Source organism: Micromonospora sp. IBHARD004 (assembly GCF_052814115.1).
Genome location: NZ_CP199934.1, coordinates 3,230,588 through 3,255,454, shown reverse-complemented (window position 1 = coordinate 3,255,454; position 24,867 = coordinate 3,230,588). Strand labels below are relative to the sequence as shown.

The window sequence follows — 24,867 nt, the reverse complement described above, 5'->3', positions numbered from 1 at the left end:
TCGGCGGAGGTCGGTAGGGTGCACGACGTGCCGGACCATGCCGAACCGCCCCACGCCTCGAGCGGCGCCGACGACGTCGTCCGCCCGAGCACGTCCCGCCGGCCCGTGGAGGCGGTGCTCTTCGACTTCCACGGCACCCTCGCCCAGGTGGAGGAGGCGCGCGAGTGGGTGCTGGCGGCCGCCGCGGCGTGCGGGGTGGAGCTGGACCGGGTGCGGGCCACCTCGCTGGCCGACCGGCTGCTCACCGCCGGGCGGGCCGGCGGGCCGCTCCCGGCGCGGGTGCCGCCCCGGCTGGCCGAGCTCTGGGCCGACCGGGATCTCTACGAGCACGCCCACCGGGGCGCGTACACCGGGCTGGCCGAGACGGTGGACGCCGGCATCGACGGGTTCGCCGAGGCGCTCTACGAGCGGGTCCTGGTCCCGGAGGGCTGGGTGCCGTACCCGGACACCGAGGCGGTCCTCAAGGAGCTGCGGCGCGCCGGGGTGAAGGTGGCCGTCGTGAGCAACATCGGCTTCGACATCCGGCCGCTCTTCGCCACCTGGGGCCTCGACGGCCTGGTCGACGCGTACGCGCTCTCCTACGAGGTGGGGCGCTGCAAGCCCGACCCGGGGATCTTCCTGCGGGCCTGCGGGATGCTCGGCGTCGACTCGGAGCGCGCGCTGATGGTCGGCGACACGCCGGCCGACGCGGGCGCGGTGGCGGCGGGGTGCGCGGTGCTGGTGCTGCCGGCCGGCGACGCCGGCCGGGCCAACGGGCTCGGCGCGGTGCTCGACCTGGCGTTGGGGTCCTGAGCTGCTGTTTTCGGCGCTAACCGGAGGTGGTTAGCGCCTCCGGTAGCGGCGCTGACATCGGGACCGTAGCGTCGCTGTCATGATCGAGACCTCGCCCCGGGACCGGATCGTCCGCGCCGCCGCCGCGCTCCTCGCCGAGGGCGGCCGCGAGGCGGTCACCACCCGGGCGGTGGGCCGGGCGGCCGGGGTGCAGGCGCCGACGATCTACCGGCAGTTCGGCAACCTGCGCGGGCTGCTCGACGCGGCGGCCAGCTACGGCTTCGCCGCGCACCTGCACGCCCGGGCCGCCGGGGAGCCCGCCGCGGACCCGGTGGACGACCTGCGGCGCGGCTGGGACACGCTCGTCGAGTGCGGGGTGGCCAACCCGGCCCTGCACGCCCTGATGTACGGCGATCCCCACCCCGGCGGACGGCCGACCGCCGCCCGGGTCGCCGCCGACATCCTCCGCCAGCTCGTCCAGCGGGTCGCCGAGGCGGGCCGGCTCCGGGTCGACGTGGACCGGGCGGCGGAGATGATCCACGCGGCGAGCTGCGGCGTCACGCTCACCCAGATCCAGGGCGGCGACCCGGGCCTCTCCCCCGCCACCCGGGAGGCCGTCCTCGCCGCGATCTGCGCCGACAGCCCCGCCACCCGCGCGGCACGCCCACCCGACCGGCCGGTCCGCCACGCCGTCGCGCTGCGGGCCGCGCTGCCCGAGGTGGCCGGCGACCTGAGCCCGGCCGAGCGGACGCTGCTGGCCGAGTGGCTGGACCGGCTGGCCGGCGGGCGGCCGTCCCGGGAGGCCGCCCGCTGATCCCCCCGCCCACCCAGGCGAGCCGCGCTGCGCGGTGAGCGCCCGCGAGCTGCCGTACGATGCTGCCGCGATCGTCAACGGCCCTCGAGGAGGAAGCGATCCTGCCACGTCAGGTGCTCGACACCCAGCTGGTTCCGGAATCCGACCGCTTCGACCTCTGGGCGGACTTCGTCGTCGGCAGCACGCCGGCCAGCATCTGGACCGACCGGGCGGCGCCGTTCAACGCCTTCGCGCAGCTGATCGACCTGGGCGGCGTGCACCTGACCTCGTTCCGGTACCCGACGCTACGCACCAGGCGGACCGCGCGGCAGATCCGGCAGGCCGACGCGGAGATGTTCCAGCTGGCCCTGCCGATCGCCGGGTTCAGCGCGATCAGCCAGGCCCGCAACGAGTCGACCATCGACCAGACCGCGTTCACCTTCTTCGACACCTCCCGCCCGTACGAGGCGGAGCACCGGGTGGACGAGGAGGCCTACACCTCGACGATCTGCCTGCACATCCCGCACGCGCGACTGCCGCTCTCCCCCGACCGGGTGAACCAGCTGCTCGCGACGACCATGCCCGCCGAGCGGGGGACCGGCGGCCTGCTGGCGCAGTTCCTCCGGCAGGTGGCGGCGCACCCCGAGCAGTACGAGCCGACCGAGGCGCTGCGGCTCGGCGGCATCGCCCTCGACCTGGTGTGCGCGACCCTGGCCCGGCACACCGACGCCGCGGAAGCCCTCTCCCCGGAGACGCGTCAGCAGGTCACCCGACTGCAGGTCGTCGAGTTCATCGAGCGGCACCTCACCCGCCCGGACCTCGACCCCGCCGCCGTGGCCCGGGCCCACCACATCTCACTGCGCACCCTGCACCGGCTCTTCGCCGGCGAGGACGAGACAATCGCCGGGCTCATCCGCCGGCGTCGCCTGGAACACTGCCGGCGCGACCTGCGCAACCCGCTGCTGCGGGACCAGCCCATCCACGTCATCGCGGCGAGGTGGGGGTTCCCGGACCCCGCCCACTTCAGCCGCGCCTTCCGGGCCGCGTACGGAGTGCCGGCGCGGGACTACCGGGCGGGTGCGTGGCCGACGACCGGCCGGCGGCTCTGAGCGACGGGCGCGACGTGATCCGCCCCCGGATCGGCCGGCCCGGCGGGCCCGGTTCCGCGACGCCCGGCTAGCGTCACCGCCATGACGACCAGGCCGCACCCGCCGACGACGCACGCACCGCGCGGCGGTCAGCTCGGGGCGGTCGGGCTGGTGCTCGGCGGGGCGCTCTCGGTGCAGTTCGGGTCGGCGGTCGCCGCCCTGCTCTTTCCGAGTACCGGGGTGGCCGGGGCGGTGACCCTGCGGCTGACCATCGGCGCGCTGCTGATGCTGGCGGTGTGCCGGCCACGGCTGCGCGGCCACGACCGCGCCGACTGGGCGGCCGTGGTGGCCTTCGGGCTGGCCCTGGCCGGCATGAACTCGATCTTCTACCAGGCCATCGACCGGATCCCGCTCGGCCCGGCGGTCACCCTGGAGGTGCTCGGACCGCTCGCGCTGTCGGTGTTCACCGCCCGCCGGCTGGCCGCCTGGTGCTGGGCCGGGCTGGCCCTGGCCGGGGTGGCCCTGCTCGGCCAGGGCGGCTTCGACCGGCTCGACCCGGTCGGCGCCGCGCTCGCGTTGGGCGCGGGGGTGATGTGGGCGGCGTACATCGTCTGCTCGGCCCGGGTGGGCGGCCGGTTCCCGCGCGCCGACGGGCTGGCCCTGGCGCTCGCGGTGGCCGCTCTGATCACCCTGCCGATCGGGCTGGTCGGGGCGGGCGCCCGGCTGTGGCATCCGGCCGTGCTCGGGCTGGGCGCCGGGCTCGCCGTGCTCGCCTCCGTGCTGCCGTACACCCTGGAGCTGCTGGCGCTGCGCCGGCTGCCCACCGCGACCTTCGCCGTGCTGATGAGCCTCGGCCCGGCCATCGCCGCCCTCGCCGGCTGGCTGGTCCTGGACCAGGAGCTGCGCGCGGCGGAGGTCCTCGCGATCGGCCTGGTGATCGCCGCCAGCATCGGCGCGGTCCGGGCCGGTGCACCGGCCGCCGAGCCCGACGCCACGCAGGCCGGCGCACGGTTCGACGCGCCGGCCGGCGGGGTGGACGACACCCCGGTCGGCGGGGCCGCGGTCGGCCAGGGCGGCGACGGGCCGGACGGCTCCGCCGCGGGGTCCGACGGGCGGCTCAGCGCAGCAGCCGCACCGCCTGCGGCACGGCGCTGATCCGCACCGGCAGGTCGAGGGCCCGCTCCCCGTCGGCGTAGGTGGTGATGCCCTCGGCCGCCAGCTCCACGGTCCGCGCCCGGTAGCTGCGCACCAGCGGGTGGTCGACGTGCGTGCCCTGGTAGATGCGCGGCTTCACCCGCATCAGGGTGCGCCGGTCGAACCGCCCGCCGACCACCACGTCCAGCAGCCCGTCGGTCGGGTCGGCGTCGGGACAGATCCGCATGCCCCCGCCGTAGCTGGCGCAGTTGCCCACCGCGACCAGCACGGCGTCGAGGTTCAGCTCCTCGCCGTCGAGGCGCAGCGTGTACCGACGCGGGCGCAGCCGCGCCAGCTCCACCAGGATCGCCAGGTCGTAGCGGCGGGGGCCGCGCGGCCAGCGCATCCGGTTGGCCCGCTCGTTGACGATCGCGTCGAAGCCGGCGGCCAGCACCGCCCCGTACCAGCGCTGCCCGCCGTCCGGGGCGCTCATCCGGGCCAGGTCGACCGGGCGGGTCCGGCCGTCGCGCAGCGCGGCGGCGATCACGTCGACCGCGGCCAGCGGGTCGGCCGGGAAGCCGGTGTCGACCGCGAAGTCGTTGCCGGTGCCGGCGGGGACGGGACCGAACGGCACGTCCGTACCGGCGACCGCCTGCAACGCCCGGTGCACCGTGCCGTCGCCGCCGACCGCGACCAGCGCGCCGACGCCGTCCGCGACGGCGGCGTGGCACGCCGCCTCCGCCTCCGCCGGGGTGCCCGCCGTCAGCACCCGCACCGGGCGGCCGCCGGCACCCAGCCGCTCCAGCAGCCGGGGCAGCAGGCCACGGTGCCGGCCCCGGCCGGCGGTGGGGTTGGCGAGCACGGCGACGGGGCCGGGCGGAAGATGATCGTGCGCGGTCACGGCGAGCACCGTACGGTACGACCCAGGCCGTCCACCAGGGGAGACGCCGCTACGGCCGCCCGGCGGGTCCCGGCGTCCCCAGGCCGACCGGCGGCGCGGCCCGCGCGATGATCATCTCGACCGTCGGCGTGGCGAGCGCCCGGGCGACCCGGGCCAGCCAGGTCACCTGGTCGGCCGCGCCGAGGTCACCGTCACCGGCCTCCGGGTCGTGGAACGGCACCTCCACGGCCGGATCTCCGGGCGCGACGGCCGATCCGCCCTGCCGGCGGGCGCGCAGCGCCGCCCCGATCACCGCGGCCTCGACGACCACGGCCTGCTCCTCGACCGGGAGGCCCTGCTCGCGCGCCACCTGCCGGGCCGCCGCGGCCACCTCCGCCGACATCCACGGCCGCAGGCCCGCGTACCCGTCGAGGATCTCCACGGTGATCCTGACCCGCCGCAGCGAGGCGTCCCGGGCGACGGAGAGAAAGCCCCGCAGCCCGGACGGCGGCGGGAGGAGCGCGATCTGCGGCAGCACCGCGTGGATGCGCCGCCACAGCGGGTGGAGCCGGTAGTAGTCGCGCAGCGCGCCCGCCCACGCCCACAGCCGGTCGAGACCCACCCGCGGCCCCCACGACGGGATCGTGGAGCCGATCAGCGCCAGGAGGATCGAGGTGGTGAAGCAGAGGATCACCAGCGAGTCGACGGCCGGGACGAGGCCCGGCCGGAACACCCCCGCGACGACGGCGACCAGTTTGCCCGCGGCGTACAGCAGCCCCGACACCGCGGCGACGGTGATCAGCCGGAGTCCGAAGCGGAGCAGCGGCCGGTGGGCGATGCGGGCGTACCGGTTGGCCAGGATCGCCATCTGCGCGAGCGACCAGCCCAGGTAGGCCAGGTACACGTAGAGGAACGGAGCGTCGAACGGTTCGGCGTAGTAGTCGCGGGAGAGCACCCGCGGATCGGCCAGGTCGGCCGCGGGCGGCGTGCGGACGAACAGGACGATCATCGTGGCCACGGCGACCGCGAGGAGCACCCAGCGCCGTCGGACGCGCCGCTCGGTGGCGGCGTCCGTGCCTGTCATGTAGAGGTGGAACGCCTGACCCGCGGTGACACAGACCAGGGTGAGGCAGTTACCGGTCAGCCGGGCCACGTCCAGCACGCCCAGGCGCTGGTCGAGCCACGGCCCGACCGGCTGGACGGTCAGCGCCAGGGTGATCGACCACAGGGCCACGCAGAGCGCGCGCAGCGGTCGGTTGCCGGGGTCGCGGGCCAGGTCGCGCAGCTTGTAGAGGCTCATCCCCCAGCAGGCCAACGGCACGACGACCATGGCGACGGCGACGATCCCCGACATCAGGGCCACCGGCCTTCCAGCGTCGCGATCAGTCGGGCGGAGACCTCGGGGTCCGCCGGCGTCGTGGCCGGGATCTCCGACCAGGACCCGGCGCGCTGCACCGCGACGGTCCCGAAGATCTCGGCCCGGCGTTCGACCGGTTCGTCGTACCCGCTGCGGGCCAGCATGATCTGCGGCACGGACGGATCCACCGTCGGCATCAGCATGGCCGCGAGCTGGTCGAGGTCGCCCGGCACGGAGACGTCGTCGAACATCATGTGCCCGTACTCGTGGCCGATGATCAGGCTCTGCCGTACCTTGCTGGCGCTGGCGTCGTAGAACACGTAGTCGGCGATCTCGCCGGCCACCCACAGCCCGTGCGGGGCGAGCGCCGGCAGGTGTCGGGCGATCAGGTGCACCGGGCGCCCCCGGCGGCGCTCGATCCGGTCGTGCAGCTGGGCGAAGGTGAACGTCGCGGGCAGGTCGAGGGCGGCCAGGAGTCGCTCGGACTGGTCCCGGAGGTCGCCGAGTGCGCTCCTACGTCGCATCGACTCCTCCCGTCGACCGCGGCCGGCGTGGCCGGTGTTCGAGCACCGTGGCGAGGTTCGCCAGCACCCGCTCCGCGCCGGAGGCTGGGCGGGGGTGCGCGACGACGGCCAGCTGCCGTACCCGGGTGGCGAAGACCTCGGCCTGCCACTCCTCGTCGGGCGTGTAGACGACCCGCGTCGACCGCTCGCGCAGGGCCGCCAGGTCGGCCCCGTCCAGCACGTCGCGCAGGCGCTGCGCGACCGCCGGCTGACCGACGTGACCGAAGACCATGTGCCCGACACCGTGCAGGGCGAGATGGTCCCGGTGCAGGCCCGGACCCGGCGACCCGACCAGGATGTGGTCCGTGGTGGAGCCGCGACACCACAGGGCGCGCGCCTCGGCGAACCGGGTCCGCAGCGCGCGGACCACCAGCCGTCGGCCCCGGACCCGTTCCAGCTCGGCGAGGAGGTCGCCCACCGTGAAGGGGACCGGCATGACCAGCCCGCGCAGCAGCTCGTCACAGCGGCGGACCTGCTCGTGCCATGCGGCGGTTCCGCCGAGCCGCCACCACCGGTCCAGGCGTACGCAGCCCGGGGTGACCGCGCGGTGCCCGGGCGCCTGGACGTCAGTCACCGGCGCCGGACCGTTCGAGGTCGTGCCGCTGGTCGTCCCGGCGGCGGCGCGCGGCGGCCTCCAGCCGTTGCACCTGCTCGATCATCGCCACCACCGCCGCGTGCCCCTCGGGTGACAGCCGGGCGTCGGCCAGCCGCATGGCGACGTGCTTGATGTGCGGGTCGGCCAAGGCGTGGACGAGGTCACCCTGGTCCCGGTTGCCGGCCTGCTCGGCGAAGAAGGCGGGCGGTCGCCCGAAGAAGGCGGCGATGGCGTCCACGATGGACCGCCGCGGGTCGGGGGCCCGCCCCTGCCGCAGGTTGCTGAGATGGGTGTGGGAGATCCGGCAGCCACGGCGGGTCAGCTCGGTGGCCACGTACCGGACGCTGTACGGCCTGCCGACGGGATCCCGGGAGGTGCGGAACAGCCAGTCGAGACGCTCGGCGAACGTTTCGCCAGGTGGCTCGGGGGCTTCAGGCATGGGGACTCCTCGCGCGGCGGAGCCCCACGTTTACACGAGAGGGCGATCCGGAATCAAGCATTGACAGGTCCACTTTACGCATGCGTACGATTACGACCGCCTCTGGCAACCGCCGTGGCCACACCCGCTCGGGGGTGGCACGACGTGATGCCAGGGCGCTCCCCCGGTGGTCGCCGGAGGACGTGGCGAGGAACGGGGGCGCGACGTCGGCCGCAGGTGGCCGGAGGGAGCATGGCGCGGCAGGTCGTCGTCGGTTGGGCCCCGGTGGCTCCGTCCCGCCGACGAGCTGCCCGCCCGGCCACGCAGCGTAACCGCGGGCAGTCCGGCGGCGCGCTGCGTGGCCCGTATTTCTGCCTCGGTGGTTGGCCCCGGCCCGTCGTCGACGCCCCGGACCGGTGACGATCCTCGTCAGAAGGTGATGCGGACCTTGAGCGCGGTGCGCTCGTCCATCGCCCGGTAGCCGTCCGGCACCTGGTCGAGGCTCACCGACCGGTCGAAGACCGGCGACGGGTCGATGGTGCCGTCCAGCACGTCGGCGAGCAGCTCCGGGATGTACGCCCGGGCCGGCGCGACGCCGCCGCCGAGCGCAACGTTGCGGCCGAACATCTGGCCGATGTCGACGCCGGCGCTGCCGCCGTGCGGCACGCCCACGTAACCCACCGCGCCGCCGTCGCGGGCGATGGAGATCGCGGTACGCATCGACTCCTCGGTGCCGACGGCCTCCAGCACGGCGTGCGCGCCCTGCCCCTTGGTCAGCTCCTTGACCGCGGCGATCGCGGCGTCGCCCCGCTCGGCGACCACGTCGGTGGCGCCGAAGGAGCGGGCGATGTCGGTGCGGGCGGTGTGCCGGCCCAGCGCGATGATCTGCGCGGCGCCGAGCCGCCGGGCGGCGAGCACCCCGCACAGCCCGACCGCGCCGTCGCCGACCACGGCGACGGTGGCGCCGGGGCGGACCCGGGCGGCCAGGGCGGCGTGGTGGCCGGTGGACATCACGTCGGACAGCGCCAGCATCGCGGTGAGCAGCCGCTCGTCGCCGGCCGCCTCGGCGGGGAGCTTGACCAGGGTGCCGTCGGCGTACGGGACGCGCACGGCCTCACCCTGGCCGCCGTCGGAGCCGGGCTCGCCCCAGAAGCCGCCGTGCGGGCAGGAGGTCTGCAGGCCCTCGCGGCAGAAGTCGCAGACCCCGTCGGACCAGACGAACGGCGCCACCACCAGGTCGCCGGCCCGGACCGAGGTCACCTCGGCGCCGACGGCCTCGACCACGCCGAGGAACTCGTGACCGATCCGCTGCCCGGGCTGGCGCTTGGCCACTCCGCGATACGCCCACAGGTCGCTGCCGCAGATGCAGGCGAGCACGGTGCGGACGACGGCGTCGGTGGGGGTGCGGACGGCGGCGTCCGGCACCTCCTCGATGCGGATGTCGTTCGGGCCGTGGATCACGGTGGCGCGCATGACGGGATGTCCTCCGGGTGGGCGGTGGTGGGCTGTCGGGCGCCGGCGGCGCGCCCCGCCGAACGCTAGACCCGCTCGGAACGACCACCAACCCGCCGCGCCGCGAGGGTGGCCGGGCTCACCATCGCCCGCCGGCGCCCGACCGGGCGGTCACCCGCGCCCTGCCGGAGGCAGAGGTGCGCTTCGTGCAGCGGCCCCTCGACGCGGTGCGGCGGGTCAGCCGACGGTGAGCGGCTTCTCCACCTCGGCCACGCCCTGCCCCTCGACCTTCAGCGTCCAGGCGCCCGCGCCGGTGAGCGGCACGATCGTCTCGGCGGCGCCGTTGGGATCCGCCTCGATCTCGGCGACCACCTTCCCGGACGGGTCGACGATCTCCAGCGCGCGGGCCCCGGCGGCCTCGTTCTCCAGCTTGAACTCGATCTTCTCACCGACCTTGGCGGTCAGCCCGTCGCCGCCGGTGACGCCGGCCGCGGTGACCTCCAGCTCGATCTCCCGGTCGTACGCGGCCTCCGCCTCGGCGGTGGCGGCGGCCGAGCCGCCGGAGACGGTGATCGCGGTACGGATGCCGGCGCCGGTCTGCCCCGGCTTGCAGGCGATCTCGTACGCGCCGCCGCCAAGGGTCGCCGTCAGGTCGCGGGTGAGGCCCGGTGCCACGTTCTCCACCTCGGCGACGACCTTGGTGAACCCGTCGCCCTGCCGGCCGTAGACGTACACCTCGGTGGTCTGGCTGCCCTTGTTGGTCACGGTGAAGGTGACCTCGCCCGGCGCGAAGCTGGTGGTGGCGACCTCGCAGGCGCTGTCGGTGGCGGCGATCGCCACCCCGCCGGCCTTGCCGGGGGAATCCTCACCGCAGGCGGTGAGGCTGACGGCGGCGCAGAGCGCGGCGACGGCGACGGCGGTACGGATGTTCATCGACTCTCCGGAGTGCATGCCAGCGGAGCTGGTCACGATCGACGCGGACCACCCGTGGCCGCCCCGCTAGTTAGGTAAGTCTAACCTTGCTTACGGCAAGATAGGGCAGGCCCCCGCAGACCGTCAAACCGTCCCCCCGGGGGCGGCCCCCGTGTGGGCCAGCCCGCTGCCGATCACATCGATCCGACCCCACCGCCCGGGGATGTCCAGCAGCTCCACCCGGCCGAACCGGGCCGGCACCCGGGGTGCCATCACCAGGTGCTCCCCGGCCGGCTCCAGCCCGAGCAGGGACCGCAGCAGCAGGAACGTCGCGCCGGTGGCCAGCGCCTGGGGGCTGTTCGCCGCCGGGTAGCGCACCGGGTAGCGGGTCAGCTCCCGGGAATAGCCGGCGAACGCCTCCGGCAGCCGGCCGTGGAAGTGGTGTGCAACGTCGATGATCCCCTCGGCGATCCGGCCGGCCTCCTCGGCGAGGCCGTAGCGGCGCAGCCCCCAGGCGATCAGTGCGTTGTCGAACGGCCAGACCGCGCCCACGTGGTAGCCCAGCGGGTTGTACCGCGCCTGCCCGTCGGCCAGCGTCCGCACCCCCCAGCCGGAGAAGAGCCGGGGGCCGAGCAGGTGCGTGGCGACCTGCGCGGCCCGGGACGGGTCGACGATGCCGCTCCACAACAGATGCCCCATGTTGGAGGCGAGCGCGTCGACCTGCCGGCCGTCGGCGTCCAGCGCGAGCGCGTAGTAACCCCGGTCGGCGATCCAGAAGTCCCGCTCGAAGCGCTCCCGCAGCGCCGCCGCCTCCCGCTCCAGCCGGTCCGCGTACGCCGGATCGCCCCAGAACTCGCGGGCCAGCCGGGCCCCGCGCAGCTTCGCGTCGTACGCGTACCCCTGCAGCTCGCAGGTGGCCCGGGGCGGTGCCGGCAGCCGGCCGTCGGCGTAGCAGATCGCCTCCGGCGAGTCCTTCCAGCCCTGGTTCTCCAGCCCGGTCCGCGCGTTGCGCCGCTGGTAGCGGACGTAGCCGTCGCCGAGGAGGTCGCCGTACTCGTCAATCCAGTTCAGCGCCGCCCTCGCCTCGTCCTCGAGGTCCCGCACCAGGGCGGCGTCGCCGGTCCACCGCTCGTACTCGTCGAGCAGCACCACGTAGAGCGGGGTGGCGTCGGCGCTGCCGAAGTACGGCGACTCGGGTCGCTCCTCGAAGGCCGCCTGCTCGCCGTAGCGGAACTCGCGCAGGATCTTGCCCGGCTCCTCGTCGCGGAAGTCGTCGAGCACCGAGCCCTGGTCGATGCCGAGCATCCGCAGAGTGGCCACCGCCAGCTCCGGGGCGACCGGCAGCGCCTGGAAGCTGGTCAGGATACTGTCCCGCCCGGTGATGGTGGCGACCCAGGGCAGGCCGGCGGCGGGCATCGCCTGGTCCGGGAGGGTCAGCGGGGAGTACCGCAGCGCGGCCAGGTCGACCAGGCTCCGGCGGTAGGTGGTGGTCACGGCGTCCCAGTCGCAGCTCAGCTGCGGCGCCCGGGCCAGCCAGCCCGCCAGGTCGTCCTGCTGCTCCGCGGTGGTCCGCCGGGGGGGCCGGTCCAGCTGCTCCCGAACGTCCCGGCCGTCCGGCCGCAGCACCAGCGCCCGGACCCGAAGGGTCGTCGTCCACTCCCCGTTCGCGTCCACCCGCACGGTGTACGTCAGCCCGTTCTCGTCGACGGCCGCCGGCTCGTCGGCCGAGATCACCGTCTCCCGGTGGAACTTCTCCCGGCGGTAGCCGAGCCGCAGACAGCCCTCCTCGACGCGCCGATAGAGCCGTCCCACCGGCTCACGCTCCTCGCTGACCGCTTGGATCGGGGCGAAGTCGCTCGCCGCCTCCAGCCGTACGCTGAACTCCACCGGCTCCCGGTCGTGATTGAGCACGGTCAGCCGCTCCTCGAAGATGCCGCCGGTGATGGACCGCTCCCGGATCACCGAGGCCTTCGCGTCCACGTAATGGGTGGGCTCGCCCGGCACCAGGAAGAATCGCAGTGCGAAGTAGTCCCGTTCGGCGATGGAGAGCGGGTTCAGCCGTTCGCCGTTCAGCCGGAGGCGCCACAGCGACAGGAAGCGGGTGTCGAAGTCGAAGAAGCCGCACACGTTGGCGACGGTCGCCTCGATGTCGCCGTTGTCCCCGCTGAGCACGAAGATGTTGCCGTCCAGCACCCGGGCCACATTCGGGTTCACGCCGACTCCTGCCGGTCGCCAGCCATGGCGCGCGGGTGCCGGGCCCCCGGCGGCGCGGCGACGAGCCGCTCCAGCAGGACGACGAAGCCGAACTGCCCATCGATGGTGAGGTCATTGCGCAGCCAAGCCGCCAGCGGCTTTGCCTCGCCCCGGGTTATCCGCGCGAAGGAGGCCCGGTCGGTGCAGATCAGCGCGTCCGCGTCAAGCGGCTCCCGGGACACCGCGACCCGCCCGTCGGCGATGGTCAGGTGCCAGATGTCGACCCCGTCGTCTCCGGTCAGCTCGAACCGGACGGTACCGCGGGTCTTGCGCAGCAGACGCTCGTACCCGCCGCCGGCGAGTCGGTCGAAGAACGCTCCGATGGGATCCGACACCGCACCGCCTCCCGCGAGATCGCCGTCGGGGCGGACGGCCCCGAGGTGGACCGTGGCGACCCGTTCGGCGGCGACGACCGACGCGTGCCTGCTCCCGGCCCGGCTCAGCGTATCGCCGGCACCGGGCGCGGAAGCCCGGATCTGGCAACCCGCGGGGGCGCTGCGGGACACCTGCCCGGGGCGGGCAGGATGGCGGGATGCGTCTGGTCTCCCTGCTGCCGTCCGCCACCGAGATCGTCTACGCCCTGGGCCTCGCGGAGGACCTGGTAGGGGTGACCTTCGAGTGCGAGCTGCCGGCGGCCGACCGGGCCGGCACGACCGTCGTCGTGGGCGGCCGGGACACCCGGGGCATGAGCCCAGGCGAGATTGACGCGTACGTCAAGGGGCAGCTCGCCGCGGGCGCCGACCTCTACACCCTGCACGCGGGCGCGCTGGCCGGGCTCGACCCCGACCTGATCCTCACCCAGGACCTGTGCCGGGTCTGCGCCCTGCCCGCCGGGCGGGTGGCCGACGCCGTCGACCACCTCGGCTGCCGGGCCGACGTGCTGTCGCTGGACCCGTACACCCTGGAGGAGGTGTTCGGCACCATCCTGGCGGTGGGGGCGGCGGCCCGCGTACCAGATCGGGCCGAGGCCCTGGTGGACGGCCTGCGGGCACGACTGGCGGGGGTCACCGCGGCGGTGGCCGGCCGGCTGCGGCGCCGGGTCGCGGTCGTGGAATGGGTGGACCCGCCGTTCGGCGCCGGTCACTGGATCCCCGACCAGGTCCGCGCCGCCGGCGGCGAACCGGTGGCCGGCCACCCCGGCGCCCGCTCGACGCCCACCACGTGGGCGGCGCTGCGGGCCGCGGCGCCGGAGGTCGTGCTGGTCACCCCGTGCGGCTTCCACCTCGCCGGGGCGGCCGAGCAGGCCGCGGCGGTGACCCCGCACTTCCCGGACGCGGAGGTCTGGGCCGTCGACGCGGACGGGCTGATCGTGCGCGCCGGACCCCGGCTGGTCGACGGAGTCGAGGCGATCGCGGCGATCCTGCACCCGGACGCCGTGCCGGCCCCGCCGGCGGGCAGCATCCGCCGGGTGGCCTGACCCGCCCGGCCCACCGACGCGACACCCGGTCGGGTCGCCGCCCGGTCGCCGGCCGCGGACGGGTCAGGCAGGTCGGTGCGAGGGCCGGCCGTCGCGGCCGAGCGGGGCGAGCCGACGCCAGCGCGGCAGCTCGGTGACCACGGTGGACAGCGCCACGGCGGTCACGACCAGGGCGGCCGGCCACGGCCACGCCAACCAGGCCGACACCGCCGCGGCGACCAGTTGCAACCCCACCAGTGCGATGGTGACCGCCCCGGGCACGGGGACCAGGACGTGGTTCTTGTCGCCGGGGGTCGCGAAGACGGTCGGCAGTCCCACGAGGACGACCACCGAGGCGACCGCCAGCGGCACCGAGTGCGGGGCGAGCGCCCACGGCGTGGCCACCCAGGCGATCAGCTCGCTGAGGAACCGCAGCGCGGAGGAGAGGTCCGGTCGGCCCGGCGATCCGTTGTCGATCACCGGGCCAGTATGCCGGGACTGATCACCGTCGTTCCGGTGCACCCGAGCCGGATACCGGTTGCCGGCCGGCACGGGCGCGGGCAGGGTATCGACGTCGGCGGGAGGTGGGCGGTGGATCTGCGGACCAGCCTGCACCGGGCGGCCGGTCTGCGGGCGCGCACGGTGGTGCTGGTGGAGGGTGCCAGCGATCGCCGTGCGCTGGAGGCGGTGGCGCGCCGGGGCGGGCGACCCCTGGCCGGGGTGGCGATCGTGCCGATGGGCGGGATCACCAACATCGGGCACTTCCTCGACCTGTTCGGCCCGCGGGGCCTCGACCGCGACCTCGCCGGCCTCTACGACGTCGCCGAGGAGGGATTCGTCCGGCGTGGGCTGGAGCGGGCCGGACTCGGCGCGGTGCTGTCCCGCGAGCAGTTGGCCGCCCGGGGCTTCCAGGTGTGCGTGGCGGACCTGGAGGACGAGTTGATCCGCGCGCTCGGGGTGGCGGCGGTCGAGCAGGTCGTCGAGGCGGCGGGCGACCTGCGCTCGCTCCGCCTCTTCCAACGCCAGCCGGCCCAGCAGGACCGCCCGCTCGCCGCTCAGCTCCACCGGTTCATCGGCACCCGGTCCGGACGGAAGGCACGGTACGCCGACCTGCTCGCCGGCGCGCTCCCGCCCGCCCGGGTGCCGCCGGCGCTCGACCGTCTCCTGGCGCGGCTGTGACCGGTCCGGCGGACACCCCGGAAACGCGGAACGCCGCCCCGGTCGGGGCGGCGTCCGCGTCGGTGCTCCAGTGAGCCCGGTCAGGTCATGTCGTCGTAGCGGCGCTCGATCGGCGCGGGCGCGGCGACCGGCTCCGGCGCCCCGACCGGGGCGACCGTGTCGACCCGCTGCCCCGCCTCGACCGGCTCGGGCGTCAGGTCCAGCGGCGACACCTCGTCGTCGCTGAGATCGGAGTAGACCTCCCGGCCCCGCCCGCGCCGCCTGTCGTTGAGGAAGGCCACCGCCACCGCGCCGAAGTAGAGCGCGGAGAGGCAGATGGCCAGCGCGGTCATGCCGAACGGATCGGGCGTCGGGGTGACCACCGCGGAGAAGGCGAAGAAGACGAAGATCGCCACCCGCCACCAGCCGAACAGCCGCTTCGCGCTGGCCAACCCCACGAAGTTGAGCATGAGCACGATAAGCGGGAACTCGAAGGCCACCCCGAACAGCAGGATGAGATTCGTGACGAACGAGATGTACCGGGTGATGTCCAGCGTCGTGGTGATGTCACCGCCACCGGAGACGTTGAGCAGGAACTCAAGGCCCTTGGAGGTGACGAAGTAGGCCAGCACCGCGCCGCCGCCGAACAGCGGCGCCGCCAGGCCGGTGAAGAAGTACGCGTACCGCCGCTCGTGCCGGTGCAGGCCCGGCGCGATGAACGCCCAGAGCTGGTACAGCCAGATCGGCGCCGCGATGATCAGCCCGACCCAGAGTGCCACCTTCATCTGCAGCAGGAACAGGTCGGCCGGCCCGAGCTGCACGAAGTTGCACGTGCCGTTGACGAGCCGCGCCTTCGGCAGGTCGCAGTACGGCTTCTGCAGCAGGTGCAGCACCGGACCGGACAGCCAGACGCCGAAGCCGAAGCCGACCACGATCGCCAGGGAGGCGCGGAACAGGCGGTTGCGCAGCTCATGGATGTGTTCCATGAGCGTCATCGAGCCGTCGGCGGCCCGCTCGAAGGTGCTCGGGCCGCGCTTAAGGAGCGCGAAGGCCACGGTGCTGGGCCCTTCGGTCAGTTGTCGCGGACGCGCTGCACCGGGTCGACCGGCGGGGCGACCGGCTGCTGCGGCTGCGGGGCGTACTGCTGCTGCTGCGGGGGCTGCTGCGGCGCGTAACCCTGCTGCGGCTGCTGACCGGCGTACGGCTGGAGCGGCTGGTAGCCGGCCTGCGCGTCGGCCTTCTCGGCCAGGTCACGGTCGTCGTCGTGCAGGCTCTTGGTCTCGGCCTTGATGATCCGCAGCGAGCGGCCCAGCGAGCGGGCCGCGTCGGGGAGCCGCTTCGCGCCGAAGAGCAGGATCAGCACGACCACGAGTACGGCGATGTGCCACGGCTTGAGGGCACCCATGGGAAGCTCCAGTCGCTCTGTGTCGTTGAGGGGCGGTCGCAGCCCATCGTACGTGCGCCGAGAGCGGTTGCCACCCCACCGGGCCTGTCGGTGCGGGCCCGGCCGGTGAAGTCTCGACCAACCCGGAGTGTCCCGTCAACCGTCCACGCGGGCGCGTTCCTGCGCGCAACCGCCGTCGAACGCGCAGCTACCGCGCCCGGGACCGACAGCGATCGATCACTTTCCCCGCTTGGCCTTGATCAACGCCACCCGCTGCTGGGCGGTGGCGGCCCGGTTCTGCAACGCCTCGGCCCGCTCCTGGAGCGCCTCGGCGGCGGACCGCAGCGCCTCCGCCTCGGCCTGCCGCCCCTGTAGCGCCAGCGCCGCCCGGCGCAGCCGGGGCAGCCGCGCCAGCACCGGCCGCACCGCCAGGGCCAGCACGACGAGCGCGAACAGCACCACCGCGAGCACGATCCACGTCACCACGGCGGTCAGCCTACTGGGTGACGGCCGCCCCCGCCGGGTCGGCGGGCCGGGCCGGCGTCGCGTACGCGTCGAGCGCGGCAACCGCCTGGGCGCGGACCTGCTCGGCCAGCTCCGCCGGGGCGACCACCGTGACGTCCGGGCCCAGCCCGAGCACGAAGCGGCGGGCCCAGCCCAGGTCGGTGACCCGCAGCGACACCAGCCACTGCTCGCCGTCGGCCTCGACCCGCTCGCACGGGTAGTACTCGGTGATCCACCGCTCGCCCCGGCCGATCCGCAGGGTGATCAGCGGCAAATCCGGTGAGGGACGGAACACCCCGTCGGAGAGGTCGTGCGGGCGGGCCTGCGGCGGCACCACCGCCGCCTCCGCCAGCTCGGCGACCGCGTCGATCCGGTCGGCCCGGAACAGCCGGACCGCCTCGGCCCGCCGGCACCACGCCTCGACGTACGCCCGGCCGCCCACCATCAGCATCCGCAGCGGGTCGATCGTCCGCTCGGTCGTCTCGTCCCGGGCCGCGGTGTAGTAGGTGATCCGCAGGGCACGGCCGCGCTCGACCGCGGCGCGCAGCTCCCGCGCCCGGGCGGTGTCCCCGGGCAGCCGGACCTCCACCGGGGCGGCCACCAGGTCACCCGCCGCGTTCTCGATCTTGGCGAGGGCCCGCTCGACGGCCTCCCGGTTGGCCACGCCCGGGGTCTCCGCGAGCATCCGCAGCGCCACCACCAGGGCGAGGGCCTCGTCCGGGGTGAGCCGCAGCGGCCGGTCGATCCCCGCGTCGTAGGTGATCGTCACCCGGTCACCGTCGAACGCCATGTCGATCAGGTCACCCGGGCCGTAACCGGGCAACCCGCACACCCACAGCAGCTCCAGGTCCTCCCGCAGCTGCCGCTCGGTCACCCCCAGATCACCGGCCGCCTCCGCGATCTCGATGCCGGGCCGGGCCAGCAGGTACGGCACCAGGTTCAGCAGCCGGGCCAGCCGGTCCGCCGAGGCGCGGCCGCCGCGGGCCGCCGGGCGGGTCACCGGGCACCCCCGGCCACCGCCAGCTCGTCGTGCCGGGCGGCGATCTCCTTCAGCCGCTGGATGACCGCCTCGCGCACCTCCGGCGGGTCCAGCACCCGCACGTCCGGGCCGTACCCGACGAGCTGGCCGGCGAGGGAGTCCGGGTCGGCGTACGGCAGGACCAGCTGGTCGCCGTCCGGCCCGGTGGTGCTCGCCACCGCCCAGCGGCGCAGCCCGGCGGCTCGGCCCGGGACGACCAGCACGGTGGCCCGTCCGGTCCGTTCCACCGGCCCCGACCAGCGGGCGACGTGGCTGATCAGGTCCACCTCGGCGGGCGGCTCATATGCCCCCGGCTGGCCGGTGACCCGGACCGCGCCGACCACGCGGGAGAGGCGGAAGCAGCGGGTGGCGTCCCGATCCAGGTCGTGGCCGACCACGTACCACCGGCCGCGCCAGCAGACGACGCCCCACGGCTGCAGCCGGCGGCGGCTCGACGCGTCCCGGTCCGGCACCCGGTAGTCGAAGTTGACCTCCCGCCGGTCGCGGGCGGCGGCGGTCAGCGGGGCGAACGCCGGGTCGACCGTGACCATCGGCTCCATGCCCAGGGTGGTCTGCGGGTCCACGTCCACGCCGGCGGCGCGCAGCTTGGCCAGCCCGGAGGAGGCGGCCGCGGCCAGGCCGGCGTGCTGCCACAGCCGGGCGGCGATGCCGACGGCGGCGGCCTCGTCCGGCTCCAGCGGGATGTCGGGCAGCGCGTACTCGCGGTGGGCGATCCGGTAGCCCGGCTCGGCGTCGAAGACGCTCGCCGTGCCGGTCTCCAGCGGGACACCCAGCTCGCGCAGCTCGGCTTTGTCCCGTTCGAACTTGCGCTGGAACGCCTCATGGTCCTTGGCGTCGTTCGGATCGTGCTCATAACCGGGCACGGTCGCGGCGATCTGCGCGGCGGTCAGGAACCGTCGCGTGGACAGCAGGCAGATCACCAGGTTGACCAGGCGTTCGGTGCGGGTCCGCGACACGTGCTGAACGCTAGCAGCCCGCGCGGCGTGGGCGCGCACCCGCGCGGGCGCGGCGCGCGGAGCGTCGGGGCCCGGGCGAGCCACGCCACACCCTCCTGGACGGCTCCGGACGACGGGCGGGAGGCCGAAACCGGTCATAGGGTGAGCGCATGTCGGAAGCGGAAGTCAAGACCGAGAGCGTCGGCACGGTCGTCGTCGCCGGCACGGCGAACCTCGCCATCGCCGTCGCCAAGCTGGTCGCCGGGCTGATCTCCGGCTCGGCCGCGATGCTCTCCGAGGCCGCCCACTCCGTCGCCGACACCACCACCGAGGTGCTGCTCTACCTGGCGCTGCGCCGGGGCGCGCGGCCCGCCGACACCCGCCACCCCTTCGGGTACGGCAAGGAGAGCTACGTCTGGGCTTTCCTCGCCGCGCTGTTCACCTTCGTCGCCGGCGCCGGCTTCGCCATCACCCACGGCGTGACCACGATCCTCGTGCACGAGCACACCGGCGCCTACCTGGCGTCGTACCTCGTGCTGGCGATCTCCTTCGTGATCGAGTCGGTCTCCCTGACCCGGGCCGTCAGGCAGGTCCGCCGGGAATCCCGCCGCTGGCGGTCCAGCCCGCGCCGCTACCTCCGGCTGACCGCCGACACCACCGTCAAGGCGGTCTTCCTGGAGGACAGCGCCGCGCTGATCGGCCTGCTGATCGCCGGCGTTGGCCTCGGGCTCTCCCACCTCACCGGCGACGAGCTCTACGACGGCGTCGCCTCGATCCTCATCGGCGTGCTGCTGCTGGCGGTCGCCACCATCCTGGCCCGGAGCAACATCTCGCTGCTGGTCGGCCGCGCCGTCTCCGAACGCGTGCACCGGGAGATCGAGCGGGAACTGGCCGGACTGCCGACGGTGGACCGGGTCGACACGCTGATGACCATGCTGCTCGGCCCGGAGGACATCCTGGTCGCCGCCAAGGTCGACTTCCACGACGACGCCACCGGCGCCGACATCGAGACCGCCGCGGACGAGGCCGAGCGCCGGCTCACCGACCGCTACCCGGAGATCGGGTACGTCTTCCTCGACCCGACCCGGTCGATGCCCGGCGCCGGGGGCCAGCGCGCCCGCCAGACCCAGGCCGAGGACGAGCGTCCGGCGGACCAGGAGGCCGGCCCCGGCCGCCAGCCCTGACCCGGGGCACGACCGGCCCGGCGGACGCGGATAGCGTGCCCGGCATGGTGCGATGGCGGTCCGGAACGGTCACGGCGGTGCGGCGGCGGTGGGCCGGCGCGGCGGAACTCGACGTCGACCTGCCCGACGGCACCCGGATGCGCGCCCTGGCCTACCCGGCGCTGGTCGGCGACCCCGAGCCCGGCGATCGGGTGCTGCTCAACGCCGGCGCCCTGCTGATGGGCCTCGGCACCGGCGGGTACGCCCTGGTCGTGGCCCTGCCCGACCGGCTGCCGCCGGACCCGCCGCAGGCCCTCGACACCCGGGACGCCGGCCACCTGGTGAAGGCCCGCTACACCCCGCTGCAACCGATCCTGCTCGGCGTGGACGAGGAGGCCTCCCCGCACCACGACCTGCTCGCCGCCGCGGAGAGCCTGGACGGGATGCCGGTGGTCACCGCCGACCTGCACTCCGCCCTGCCGGCGATCCTCGCCGGGATCCACGCCGACGCCCCGGACGCCCGGGTGGCGTACCTGCTCACCGACGGCGGGGCGCTGCCCGCCTGGTTCTCCCGCACCCTCGCCGGGCTCGCCGACCACCTCGTCGGCACGGTCAGCGTCGGCCAAACCTTCGGCGGCGACCTGGAGGCCAGCACCCTGCACAGCGGGCTGCTCGCCGCCCGGCACGTGCTCCGCGCCGACGTCGCCATCGTCGCCCAGGGACCGGGCAACCTGGGCACCGGCACCCAGTGGGGATTCTCCGGGGTCGCCGTCGGCGAGGCCGTCAACGCCGTCGCCACCCTCGGCGGCCGCCCGGTCGGCTCGCTGCGGATCTCCGACGCCGACCCCCGTCCGCGGCACCGCGGCGTCTCCCACCACAGCCTCACCGCGTACGGCCGGGTCGCCCTCGCCGCGGCGGACCTGGTCGTGCCCGACGGCCTGGACTCGGCGCTCGCCGCCGCGGTCGACGCGGCGCTCGCCCCCCTCGCGGGGCGGCACCCGATCGTCCGGGTGCCCACCGACGGCCTCGACGCCGCGCTGCGCGCCACCCCGGTGACGCTGTCCACCATGGGCCGCGGCCTGGACGCCGACCACGCCTACTTCCTGGCCGCGGCGGCGGCCGGCCGGCACGCGGCCCGCCTCATCGGCTGACCGGCGCCGGGTTCAGCCCGCGTCGTAGCCGTGCGCCACGAGGTGCCGGGCCGCCCTCTCGTACGTCCGCGGATCCTCCGGCGTGAACGCGGCCAGCCCGTCGACGTAGCGGTTGTACATGCAGAACGCGGCGGCGATCAGCACCGTGTCGTGCAGCTCCAGGTCGGTGGCGCCCGCGGCCCGGGCGGCGTCGACCAGCTCGCCGGTGACCTCCCCGCCGCCGCGCCGGACGGCGGCGGCGATCCGCAGCAGGGCCCGCAGCTTCTCCCCGACCGGCGCGGCGTCCACGTCGGCGCGCACCTGCTCGACCAGGGCCATGCCCGCCGGCAGCTGGGCCGCCGCCGTCGCCGAGTGGGAGGCGCAACAGAAGCCGCAGTCGTTCAGGGCCGACACGTACGCGGCGATCAGCTCCCGCTCCCCCGGCGTCAGGGTCGGGTGCGGCGCCCGCAGCAGCGTCTCCGCCAGGGCGTTGAGCGGCCCGGCGGTCTCCGGACGGAACCGGGTCAGCCCCCGGATGCCGGGTTGCTGCCGCTCGTCGAAGCCGAGATCGATGTGTGCGATGACGTCACGCTCCCTTTCCATGTCCCGGCTCCGCAGGGTCAGCGCGCCACCGCGGGCAGCGGCACCGGGTAGGGCGTGCCGAACGCGACGGAGCTGCGGCACCGGGTCAGTCGGCGGCGGATCATCCGGCAACCCCGCAGGACGCCGTACCTGTCGACGGCGGTCAACCCGTACGCGCTGCAGGTCGGCACGAACCGGCACCTGGCCGCGGTACGCGACGAGATGCGCTCCCGGTACCCCTCGATCAGTCGGAGGGCCAACCGGGTCGACGCCCGTCGCTCCGGCGACCGGTCCGCCGCAGCGGTCACGGCCAGCCCCAGCACCGCCCGCACGACCACCTCGGGCAGCGTCAGCCAGGCGGCCAGATCCGCCCGGCCGTCGGTGCAGGAGGTGTAGCACGAGCCGCACGGGGTGTCGGTGAAGGCGTAGCAGCAGCCGGCACAGGGCGGCTCCGCGACCGGCATGTCCCACCCTCGATCGAGCCCGACGAAAGACATAGACGATCATGCGCCGGGCGCACCGTCAAGGCCGTCCCGCCCGCGCCACCCTCAGCCGACCCGCCTCGCCGGGCTGGGCGACCGGCCGGGAACGGGTCAGCCGGCGAAGAGGATCAGCGCCAGCCAGGCGCCCACGATCAGGACCAGCGCCGCCGCCAGCACCCAGGTCGGCACCGTGTACTCGCCCCGGCGGTTCCGGTCGATCTCGGCGCGGATCTTCTGCCGGCGGCGGTCGATCCAGTTCAGCTTCTCTGTGCCGCTGTCGCGGCCGGAGGGTTCGGAAGTGTTCATCGCGTCGCCAGCGTACCGGGACGGACGGCCGGCGCCGTCGGCACCGGCCGCCTGCGCCGTCACATGCTGGCGATCAGCCGCTCCACCCGCTCGTCGTACGCCCGGAACGGGTCCTTGCAGAGCACGGTCCGCTGCGCCTGGTCGTTCAGCTTCAGGTGCACCCAGTCGACGGTGAAGTCCCGCCGCTTCTCCTGCGCGTGCCGGATGAACTCGCCCCGCAGCCGGGCCCGGGTGGTCTGCGGCGGGGTCTCCTTCGCCTCGAAGATCTCCGGGTCGGTCGCCACCCGGTCCACCTCGCCGCGCCGCTCCAGCAGCCCGTACAGGCCGCGACCGCGCCGCACGTCGTGGTACGCCAGGTCCATCTGCGCCACCCGCGGATGCGACAGCGGCAGGTCGTGCTTGCGCTGGTACCGCTCGATCAGCTTCAGCTTGGTCACCCAGTCGATCTCCCGGGCCACCGGGTCCAGGTCGCCGGTCTCCACCGCCCGCAGCACCCGGCCCCAGAGCTCCACCACCCGCTTCGCGGTCTGGTCGCCGCCGCGCCGCTCCACGAACTCGGTCGCCTTGGCCAGGTACTCCTGCTGGATATCCAGCGCGCTGACCTCCTTGCCGGAGGCCAGCCGCACCTTGCGCCGGCCGGTGATGTCGTGCGACACCTCGCGGATCGCCCGGATCGGGTTCTCCAGCGACAGGTCCCGCATCACCACCCCGGCCTCGATCATCCGCAGCACGATGTCGGCGGTGCCCACCTTCAGCAGCGTGGTCACCTCGTTCATGTTCGAGTCGCCCACGATCACGTGCAGCCGCCGGTACCGCTCGGCGTCGGCGTGCGGCTCGTCCCGGGTGTTGATGATCGGCCGGCTCCGGGTGGTCGCCGAGGAGACGCCCTCCCAGATGTGCTCGGCCCGCTGCGACAGGCAGTAGACCGCCCCGCGCGGGGTCTGCAGCACCTTCCCCGCCCCGCAGATCAACTGCCGGGTGACCAGGAACGGGATCAGCACGTCCGCGAGCCGGCCGAACTCGCCGTGCCGGGAGACGAGGTAGTTCTCGTGGCAGCCGTACGAGTTGCCGGCCGAGTCGGTGTTGTTCTTGAACAGGTAGATCTCACCCGCGATGCCCTCGTCGTGCAGCCGCTTCTCCGCGTCGACGAGCAGCCCTTCGAGGATCCGCTCACCGGCCCGGTCGTGGGCGACCAGATCGGTGACCGAGTCGCACTCCGGCGTCGCGTACTCCGGGTGTGAGCCCACGTCCAGGTAGAGGCGGGCCCCGTTGCGCAGGAACACGTTGCTCGACCGGCCCCACGACACCACCCGCCGGAACAGGTACCGCGCGACCTCGTCGGGGGAAAGCCGGCGCTGCCCGCGGTAGGTGCAGGTGACGCCGTACTCGGTCTCGAGGCCGAAGATTCGCCGCTCCATGATGTGACATTAGCCGCCCGAGGCCCCACATGGGCAGCGCTCAACCCAGCCGTCTCATCGGCGGCCGCCACGCGCGCCCGGCCGGCACCGTGGTCCCGCCGCGCCCCGACCGGCGAGCCGGTACGTTCCCAGCCGTGAGGATCCTCGTCACCGGCGGCGCCGGCTTCATCGGATCGGCGTACGTGCGGCGCCTGCTCGGCGGCGCCGAGCCGGCCCTCGACGTCGACGTCGACGCGGTCACCGTGCTCGACGCGTTCACCTACGCCGGCACCGAGGGCAGCCTCGACGCCGTCCGCGCCGACCCCCGACTGCGGGTGGTCCACGGCGACATCCGCGACGCGCCGCTGGTCGACGCCGTCGTCGGCGGCCACGACGTCGTCGTCCACTTCGCCGCCGAATCCCACGTGGACCGGTCCATCACCGGCGCCGCGGCCTTCGTCACCACCAACGTGGTAGGCACCCAGACCCTGCTCGACGCCGCGCTGCGGCACGGCGTAGGCCGCTTCGTGCAGGTCTCCACCGACGAGGTGTACGGCTCCGTCGCCACCGGCTCGTGGACCGAGCGGGCGCCGCTGGACCCCAGCTCGCCGTACTCGGCCGCCAAGGCCGGCGCGGACCTGCTCGCCCTCGCCTACCACCGCACCCACGGCCTGGACGTCGTCGTCACCCGGGGCGCCAACACCTACGGCCCCTACCAGTACCCCGAGAAGATCGTGCCGCTCTTCGTCACCAACCTGCTCGACGGGCACGACGTGCCGCTCTACGGCGACGGCGGCAACGTCCGGGAGTGGCTGCACGTCGACGACCACTGCCACGGCGTCGCGCTGGCCCAGACCCGGGGGCGCGCCGGCGGCGTCTACCACCTCGGCGGCGGCGCCGAACTGACCAACCGGGAGCTCACCGGGCGGCTGCTGGCCGCCTGCGGCGCCGGCTGGGACCGGGTCCGACCGGTCGCCGACCGCAAGGGCCACGACCGCCGCTACTCGCTGGACAGCACCACCACCCACCGCGAGCTGGGCTGGTCCCCCACCGTCGACCTGAAGCAGGGCCTGGCCGCCACCGTCGACTGGTACCGCCGGAACCGGGCCTGGTGGGAGCCGCTCAAGCCGCACCGCTGACGGCTCGCCGGACCCCGACGCCGGTCGGGGTCCGCG

28 protein-coding genes are annotated in these 24,867 nt (G+C 74.7%); 9 read left to right on the top strand and 19 right to left on the bottom strand.

From position 1 onward, the window contains the following. Positions 1 to 27 precede the first annotated feature (27 nt). From ACTWO6_RS15820 to ACTWO6_RS15805, 4 genes are all read left to right on the top strand, one after another. Positions 28 to 792, top strand: a complete 765-nt coding sequence (locus tag ACTWO6_RS15820) for an HAD family hydrolase (RefSeq protein ID WP_446220369.1) — start codon at positions 28 to 30, stop codon at positions 790 to 792. Between the two features lie 79 nt (positions 793 to 871). Beyond that, complete coding sequence (locus ACTWO6_RS15815; protein ID WP_446220368.1) at positions 872 to 1,585, top strand: TetR/AcrR family transcriptional regulator; 714 nt, start codon at positions 872 to 874, stop codon at positions 1,583 to 1,585. A 113-nt stretch (positions 1,586 to 1,698) separates the two neighbouring features. Continuing rightward, complete coding sequence (locus ACTWO6_RS15810) at positions 1,699 to 2,673, top strand: AraC-like ligand-binding domain-containing protein (RefSeq protein WP_446220367.1); 975 nt, start codon at positions 1,699 to 1,701, stop codon at positions 2,671 to 2,673. 81 nt (positions 2,674 to 2,754) lie between these two features. Further along, positions 2,755 to 3,807 carry an EamA family transporter gene (locus tag ACTWO6_RS15805; RefSeq protein WP_446220366.1) on the top strand — a complete coding sequence of 351 codons (1,053 nt, stop codon included), beginning with the start codon at positions 2,755 to 2,757 and terminating at the stop codon, positions 3,805 to 3,807. On the opposite strand, the gene ACTWO6_RS15800 is transcribed toward ACTWO6_RS15805, so the two are convergent. The 9 genes from ACTWO6_RS15800 to ACTWO6_RS15760 form a co-directional block, all read right to left on the bottom strand. Beyond that, positions 3,770 to 4,696: a diacylglycerol kinase gene (locus ACTWO6_RS15800; RefSeq protein WP_446220365.1), complete on the bottom strand. Its 927-nt coding sequence runs from the start codon at positions 4,694 to 4,696 to the stop codon at positions 3,770 to 3,772. The genes ACTWO6_RS15805 and ACTWO6_RS15800 overlap by 38 nt on opposite strands. A 40-nt stretch (positions 4,697 to 4,736) precedes the next feature. Further along, entirely contained in the window at positions 4,737 to 6,020 is a 1,284-nt protein-coding gene (locus ACTWO6_RS15795; protein ID WP_446220364.1) for an MAB_1171c family putative transporter, read from the bottom strand. Further along, positions 6,020 to 6,547 (bottom strand): hypothetical protein, encoded by a 528-nt coding sequence (locus tag ACTWO6_RS15790; RefSeq protein ID WP_446220363.1) that lies wholly within the window; start codon positions 6,545 to 6,547, stop codon positions 6,020 to 6,022. Before ACTWO6_RS15790 ends, ACTWO6_RS15795 begins: the two co-directional genes overlap by 1 nt. Beyond that, positions 6,537 to 7,160: a hypothetical protein gene (locus ACTWO6_RS15785; protein WP_446220362.1), complete on the bottom strand. Its 624-nt coding sequence runs from the start codon at positions 7,158 to 7,160 to the stop codon at positions 6,537 to 6,539. The genes ACTWO6_RS15790 and ACTWO6_RS15785 overlap by 11 nt, the downstream gene beginning before the upstream one ends. After that, a complete protein-coding gene (locus tag ACTWO6_RS15780) occupies positions 7,153 to 7,620 on the bottom strand; it encodes a hypothetical protein (protein ID WP_446220361.1) in 468 nt (155 codons plus the stop codon). The genes ACTWO6_RS15785 and ACTWO6_RS15780 overlap by 8 nt, the downstream gene beginning before the upstream one ends. A 408-nt stretch (positions 7,621 to 8,028) precedes the next feature. After that, a complete protein-coding gene (locus tag ACTWO6_RS15775; protein WP_446220360.1) occupies positions 8,029 to 9,072 on the bottom strand; it encodes a zinc-dependent alcohol dehydrogenase family protein in 1,044 nt (347 codons plus the stop codon). A gap of 216 nt (positions 9,073 to 9,288) precedes the next feature. Then, positions 9,289 to 9,984, bottom strand: a complete 696-nt coding sequence (locus ACTWO6_RS15770) for a hypothetical protein (RefSeq protein ID WP_446220359.1) — start codon at positions 9,982 to 9,984, stop codon at positions 9,289 to 9,291. 123 nt (positions 9,985 to 10,107) lie between these two features. Further along, the gene (locus ACTWO6_RS15765; RefSeq protein ID WP_446220358.1) at positions 10,108 to 12,177 is read right to left on the bottom strand and encodes an amylo-alpha-1,6-glucosidase; all 2,070 of its coding nucleotides are present in this window, start codon (positions 12,175 to 12,177) and stop codon (positions 10,108 to 10,110) included. Further along, positions 12,174 to 12,551 carry an SCP2 sterol-binding domain-containing protein gene (locus tag ACTWO6_RS15760; RefSeq protein ID WP_446220357.1) on the bottom strand — a complete coding sequence of 126 codons (378 nt, stop codon included), beginning with the start codon at positions 12,549 to 12,551 and terminating at the stop codon, positions 12,174 to 12,176. The genes ACTWO6_RS15765 and ACTWO6_RS15760 overlap by 4 nt, the downstream gene beginning before the upstream one ends. A 197-nt stretch (positions 12,552 to 12,748) precedes the next feature. Between ACTWO6_RS15760 and ACTWO6_RS15755 the strand changes: the two genes are divergently transcribed. After that, positions 12,749 to 13,633, top strand: coding sequence for an ABC transporter substrate-binding protein (locus tag ACTWO6_RS15755; RefSeq protein ID WP_446220356.1), 885 nt, complete (start codon positions 12,749 to 12,751; stop codon positions 13,631 to 13,633). Between the two features lie 63 nt (positions 13,634 to 13,696). Here the strand turns inward: ACTWO6_RS15755 and ACTWO6_RS15750 are convergent, their stop codons facing one another. Next, positions 13,697 to 14,092, bottom strand: coding sequence for a hypothetical protein (locus tag ACTWO6_RS15750; protein WP_446220355.1), 396 nt, complete (start codon positions 14,090 to 14,092; stop codon positions 13,697 to 13,699). Between the two features lie 111 nt (positions 14,093 to 14,203). Here ACTWO6_RS15750 and ACTWO6_RS15745 point away from each other — a divergent pair, with 111 nt between their 5' ends. Further along, positions 14,204 to 14,791 (top strand): TOPRIM nucleotidyl transferase/hydrolase domain-containing protein, encoded by a 588-nt coding sequence (locus ACTWO6_RS15745; RefSeq protein WP_446220354.1) that lies wholly within the window; start codon positions 14,204 to 14,206, stop codon positions 14,789 to 14,791. 80 nt (positions 14,792 to 14,871) lie between these two features. Here the strand turns inward: ACTWO6_RS15745 and tatC are convergent, their stop codons facing one another. The 5 genes from tatC to ACTWO6_RS15720 all read right to left on the bottom strand — a co-directional run bounded on the left by tatC (position 14,872) and on the right by ACTWO6_RS15720 (position 18,653). Further along, the gene (gene tatC, locus ACTWO6_RS15740; protein ID WP_446220353.1) at positions 14,872 to 15,825 is read right to left on the bottom strand and encodes a twin-arginine translocase subunit TatC; all 954 of its coding nucleotides are present in this window, start codon (positions 15,823 to 15,825) and stop codon (positions 14,872 to 14,874) included. Positions 15,826 to 15,842: 17 nt separating this feature from the next. After that, on the bottom strand, positions 15,843 to 16,175 hold the full coding sequence (tatA, locus tag ACTWO6_RS15735) for a Sec-independent protein translocase subunit TatA (protein WP_130335152.1): 333 nt from the start codon (positions 16,173 to 16,175) through the stop codon (positions 15,843 to 15,845). A gap of 216 nt (positions 16,176 to 16,391) precedes the next feature. Next, positions 16,392 to 16,640, bottom strand: a complete 249-nt coding sequence (locus ACTWO6_RS15730; protein ID WP_446220352.1) for a hypothetical protein — start codon at positions 16,638 to 16,640, stop codon at positions 16,392 to 16,394. A gap of 10 nt (positions 16,641 to 16,650) precedes the next feature. Next, complete coding sequence (locus tag ACTWO6_RS15725) at positions 16,651 to 17,658, bottom strand: helix-turn-helix transcriptional regulator (RefSeq protein WP_446220351.1); 1,008 nt, start codon at positions 17,656 to 17,658, stop codon at positions 16,651 to 16,653. Continuing rightward, complete coding sequence (locus ACTWO6_RS15720) at positions 17,655 to 18,653, bottom strand: helix-turn-helix transcriptional regulator (RefSeq protein WP_446220350.1); 999 nt, start codon at positions 18,651 to 18,653, stop codon at positions 17,655 to 17,657. Before ACTWO6_RS15720 ends, ACTWO6_RS15725 begins: the two co-directional genes overlap by 4 nt. Before the next feature lie 149 nt (positions 18,654 to 18,802). Between ACTWO6_RS15720 and ACTWO6_RS15715 the strand changes: the two genes are divergently transcribed. Together ACTWO6_RS15715 and ACTWO6_RS15710 are read left to right on the top strand one after the other, a co-directional pair. Beyond that, entirely contained in the window at positions 18,803 to 19,816 is a 1,014-nt protein-coding gene (locus tag ACTWO6_RS15715) for a cation diffusion facilitator family transporter (protein ID WP_446220349.1), read from the top strand. 44 nt (positions 19,817 to 19,860) lie between these two features. After that, entirely contained in the window at positions 19,861 to 20,946 is a 1,086-nt protein-coding gene (locus ACTWO6_RS15710; RefSeq protein WP_446220348.1) for a DUF3866 family protein, read from the top strand. Positions 20,947 to 20,958: 12 nt separating this feature from the next. Here ACTWO6_RS15710 and ACTWO6_RS15705 read toward each other — a convergent pair whose 3' ends face one another. The 4 genes from ACTWO6_RS15705 to pafA all read right to left on the bottom strand — a co-directional run bounded on the left by ACTWO6_RS15705 (position 20,959) and on the right by pafA (position 23,713). Beyond that, the gene (locus ACTWO6_RS15705; RefSeq protein WP_446220675.1) at positions 20,959 to 21,507 is read right to left on the bottom strand and encodes a carboxymuconolactone decarboxylase family protein; all 549 of its coding nucleotides are present in this window, start codon (positions 21,505 to 21,507) and stop codon (positions 20,959 to 20,961) included. A 38-nt stretch (positions 21,508 to 21,545) separates the two neighbouring features. Further along, the gene (gene yidD / locus ACTWO6_RS15700; RefSeq protein WP_446220347.1) at positions 21,546 to 21,971 is read right to left on the bottom strand and encodes a membrane protein insertion efficiency factor YidD; all 426 of its coding nucleotides are present in this window, start codon (positions 21,969 to 21,971) and stop codon (positions 21,546 to 21,548) included. A gap of 129 nt (positions 21,972 to 22,100) precedes the next feature. Beyond that, on the bottom strand, positions 22,101 to 22,295 hold the full coding sequence (locus ACTWO6_RS15695) for a hypothetical protein (protein WP_446220346.1): 195 nt from the start codon (positions 22,293 to 22,295) through the stop codon (positions 22,101 to 22,103). Positions 22,296 to 22,354: 59 nt separating this feature from the next. Further along, the gene (gene pafA / locus ACTWO6_RS15690) at positions 22,355 to 23,713 is read right to left on the bottom strand and encodes a Pup--protein ligase (protein ID WP_446220345.1); all 1,359 of its coding nucleotides are present in this window, start codon (positions 23,711 to 23,713) and stop codon (positions 22,355 to 22,357) included. Positions 23,714 to 23,847: 134 nt separating this feature from the next. Here pafA and rfbB point away from each other — a divergent pair, with 134 nt between their 5' ends. Then, entirely contained in the window at positions 23,848 to 24,831 is a 984-nt protein-coding gene (gene rfbB, locus ACTWO6_RS15685) for a dTDP-glucose 4,6-dehydratase (protein ID WP_446220344.1), read from the top strand. The last annotated feature ends 36 nt before the right edge of the window (positions 24,832 to 24,867 follow it).